General features: G+C 46.1%; 4 protein-coding genes. All 4 read left to right on the forward strand.

The window, feature by feature from the left end; genetic code table 11:
• Positions 1 to 835 (forward strand): transposase (locus KDK14_RS07040; RefSeq protein WP_257264336.1); only part of this gene is annotated, 835 nt, incomplete at its 5' end.
• Positions 836 to 1,226: 391 nt separating this feature from the next.
• Positions 1,227 to 1,595, forward strand: a complete 369-nt coding sequence (locus KDK14_RS07045; RefSeq protein ID WP_257264337.1) for a hypothetical protein — start codon at positions 1,227 to 1,229, stop codon at positions 1,593 to 1,595.
• 210 nt (positions 1,596 to 1,805) lie between these two features.
• The gene (locus tag KDK14_RS07050) at positions 1,806 to 2,684 is read left to right on the forward strand and encodes a hypothetical protein (RefSeq protein ID WP_257264339.1); all 879 of its coding nucleotides are present in this window, start codon (positions 1,806 to 1,808) and stop codon (positions 2,682 to 2,684) included.
• 567 nt (positions 2,685 to 3,251) lie between these two features.
• The gene (locus KDK14_RS07055) at positions 3,252 to 3,518 is read left to right on the forward strand and encodes a hypothetical protein (RefSeq protein WP_257264341.1); all 267 of its coding nucleotides are present in this window, start codon (positions 3,252 to 3,254) and stop codon (positions 3,516 to 3,518) included.
• Positions 3,519 to 3,558: the final 40 nt, after the last annotated feature.

Here is a 3,558-nt window from a genome sequence, read left to right on the forward strand (position 1 = left end):
TGGCGCATTGCTTGATTTTGCTGTGGCTGCCTACGAAGGGAAAGAAACCGGGGAACAAGCCTTGCTCAGGAAACTGCTCTCCCATCTGCAGGATGGCGACATTCTGTTAGGTGATGCGAACTTTGAGAACTACTTCCTGTTGGCGCTGCTGTTACAGGCCAAGGCTGACGTGGTCTTCGAGAAAAACGGTGCCCGGCATATTGATTTCCGGAAATGCGATCAAAAGCTGGGTAGCAAGGATGGATTATTCAAACTAAAAAGACCAGTCCGGCCTGAGTGGATGAGTCAGGAGCTTTATGATCAGATGCCTGAAGAGCTGGTGATCCGTGCTGTCAAAAACAAACATCGCACCATCATTACCACTTTACTGGATGCTGAGGAGTATCCCCGGACAGAGATCATTGCGCTGTATTTGAAACGCTGGCACGTCGAGATTGATTTTGATGTCATCAAAACGACCATGAAAATGGATATTATGCGCTGTAAAAGTCCGGAAATGGTGAGAAAAGAAATATCCATCAACTTTCTGGTATACAACCTGATACGAGCACTGATGGGGAAAGCAGCAAAGCACATTGACAAGTCTCCACGGGAAGTGAGCTTTAAAGCGGCTCAGGAAACACTGGTGTCATTCCTTCAGACGTTGCTGGGAGCATCGGGTGACTGGCTGGAACAGAAAATCGTTAATATGTTGGATATCATAGGACAGCATATTGTTGGAAATCGACCAGGCCGGTCGGAGCCAAGGGCCGTTAAGAAACGACCAAAACCGCATAAAAAGCTCCAACATCCAAGACAGCAGGCACGCAGACTCAAGAAATACCAAGGGAAGTGAGCTTAAATCAGTGCCATTGCTTCTAACTCCTGAATATGAACTGCGCAGCCATTTTGAATAGCTGGATCTTCGTTTGAATTCATCGCCATACCTGAGGCCACATGTAGCCCTGCCATTACTCGTCATTCTTTTTCTGGCTAAGTGGACAGTTATGATGCAAGGCGCAAAGCAGGGAGTATGGCCGTAGCTATGTGACAAAGTTGCAACGGAGCACGACTGCATGGATGCAAGAGCTGTTGCCAAGAGTGAATAATCACATAGTCAGAAAAATATGATTTCATTTGGTTAACTACTTACCTTAGAGTCCAGGCCAAAACATGGCGTGCGGGAACCTTTCACTGGTCTCAAGTGTCTGAAAAAGAGAGTTAGTTGAACCGGGATTTGGGAAACCATGAATATTAGCAATTTAGCAACTGGTTTCGCGGGACTTGGCCTGGCAGCTGCTGTAAATCTTAAATATGGTCAGGCTATCTTTTCACCCTTGGCTCAGTGGCGAAGTCATTGCATTATGGGTCTTTCCGGTGCCATAGGCACCAGTTTGAGCCTGTTACAATGTGCGCAGGAAGGCAGAAATATTTCCTCCAGAACAATAACAATACTGGTAACGAACGCTTGTATTTTGTCTTATAGTTGCCTGAAATCCCTGACTGATCTCAAAAATGCCTGTCTTGAGGATTTCCTGATTTTTGGTGACCTGAGTTCCCCGTATTGTCGACCCTTTCTTGATGGTGATGTGTTAAATGTGAGGGATGTGGAATAATTATGAGTGATCTACCTCCATTGACCAAAAACATTCTGGCTGGTGTGTGTTTCATTTCTTTTTGCTGCCAACGCAAGATTGCCAAAGTTCTTTATGAGGGCATCTTTATCAGGAGATGACCGTTGATGCCGACGGCATCAACCACCCGGATTGAACTTAATTATCTGCTGATGGTCTGAAGTATCAGATTACCATCAAAGGATAACTGAAATGCATGTTTCTCTTGAACGCTCATCAGCCCTGCCCCATGCAGACATGGTTGGAAAAAAAGATGCAGCTTCCCAAACAGAATGTTGTAGCCAGGTGACAATGACCACCGGCAGGACTGTCAGCTGCGCACAGCCCAGCCTACGGAGCTGCCCTCTGGATACGGATACCATTACGGTAGGCAAATCCCTGTCTGACGGTGTAAATTCTGCCAGAGGCGCCTTACAGGCTAGTCTGCAGGGCAGCAACAGGCTGATACGCAATGTCGCCGGTTTCGCCATACGGCAAATGACGGAATCAACGCAATTCCCCCAAAAACAGTGTCTGATATTATTGGGGGTCATGCCTGCCTTGGCTGGTGCCCACCCGGTGAATACCACACCATCCTTCACCGATCCGGCAACAAACCTGAACTCGACTTCTGAACCCACCTCTTTTGACAATCGCGAAGGGATCGCTATAGCGATTACGTTCGCTGGAATTTTTACCTTTGTTGGCCTTTGTTACGTTACTGCATACTGTGCGCATTGCTATAACGAGTATCAGAGATTCAAGTACCAAAACCCTGATGCATCACGCTTTAGACTCCTTAAAGCAGCTTTCAATAACCCAAATGATACCCACAGTACTCGGAGCTTTGCTGCAAGGTATCATCTGCCAGTTCCTCTTGCTCAAATACCCCCTGCGCCGATGCCTGCTCCCCCCGCTCCAAGAGCCCCTGCGCCAACGACTTGTGAGCAGGGAACACAAACCCCCTGCCATCAAGGAACACAAACGGAATCCACGATTGATGATCCTGTACCACAGGAACAGCCACCAACCTATCAACAAGCCACAGCTTGTCTTGAGAATTCGCAGTCCTTGGACATGGATTTGTTATAAGCCTCCCCCCAAGCCCTACGGGGCCGAACATCCAAGGTTAACAATTGCACCAATACGATTAAGTTACTCACAAGGTTTTTGGTCAGAATTATATTGAACAAATCTATTCCATAAACTGCTCTCGTATCTTGCGCACAACCGCATGGATGTAAAAGTCAGGGCGACGCAGGACGTCAAAGTCGACGACTTCTAACAGGCTCGTGCAGGAGAGTATCAAAAACGGTAAGGCGCAGGGAGTTAAGGAGTCGTCTAAAAATAACTTTCCCATTTTAAACTCAGTGTTCCTGATGATTGCGGTGGAGCATCTGAATATGTGGAAGTTATTTACAGACAATTCCTAAGCAGCAGGTAGAGTGACGAAAGTAAAGATTAGGGCCTGTGTTCAGGCAACTGCCGAAGGCCACGAAGGCGTAAAGTGACCAATCACCCGTGCTTCTGTATAAATATGCCCTTATTAACTAATTAACCCAGAGCTGCGGCTCTCGGCCATGCCGGGGAACTAATCTATTTCTTTTAAGGCCAAATAAAGGTAAAGGATCACTCAATTTTTAATAAAAAGGGTAAATTATGAATAATCAGATTACATTCACATCAGGCAATCCTTACCTTAGTTCTATTGAGATGAATATTGACCCAGTTCCCGGCGATGACCTGGGAAAGGAGAAACAGGACCTGGTTGTCCAAATTTATACCGATGTTTTGCATCTTCGTTCCGTTGAGATTTCAGATCTGAATCATTCAAATCAACTTTTTAGCTGTGCCAAGAATATGAAAAACTTCGGTGCTGGCGAACCCTTGGACGATAGTATCTCTGAATCGTTAGGAGTCGTCTAAAAATAACTTTCCCATTTTAAACTCAGTGTTCTTGATGATT

It is taken from the genome of Endozoicomonas sp. ONNA2, from assembly GCF_024606365.1.
GTDB lineage: Bacteria > Pseudomonadota > Gammaproteobacteria > Pseudomonadales > Endozoicomonadaceae > Endozoicomonas.

Bases quoted from the DNA above. Each gene is read 5' to 3' on its own strand.
- KDK14_RS07045 (WP_257264337.1), top strand. From the start codon at position 1,227: ATGAATATTAGCAATTTAGCAACTGGTTTCGCGGGACTTGGCCTGGCA.
- KDK14_RS07050 (WP_257264339.1), top strand. From the start codon at position 1,806: ATGCATGTTTCTCTTGAACGCTCATCAGCCCTGCCCCATGCAGACATG.
- KDK14_RS07055 (WP_257264341.1), top strand. From the start codon at position 3,252: ATGAATAATCAGATTACATTCACATCAGGCAATCCTTACCTTAGTTCT.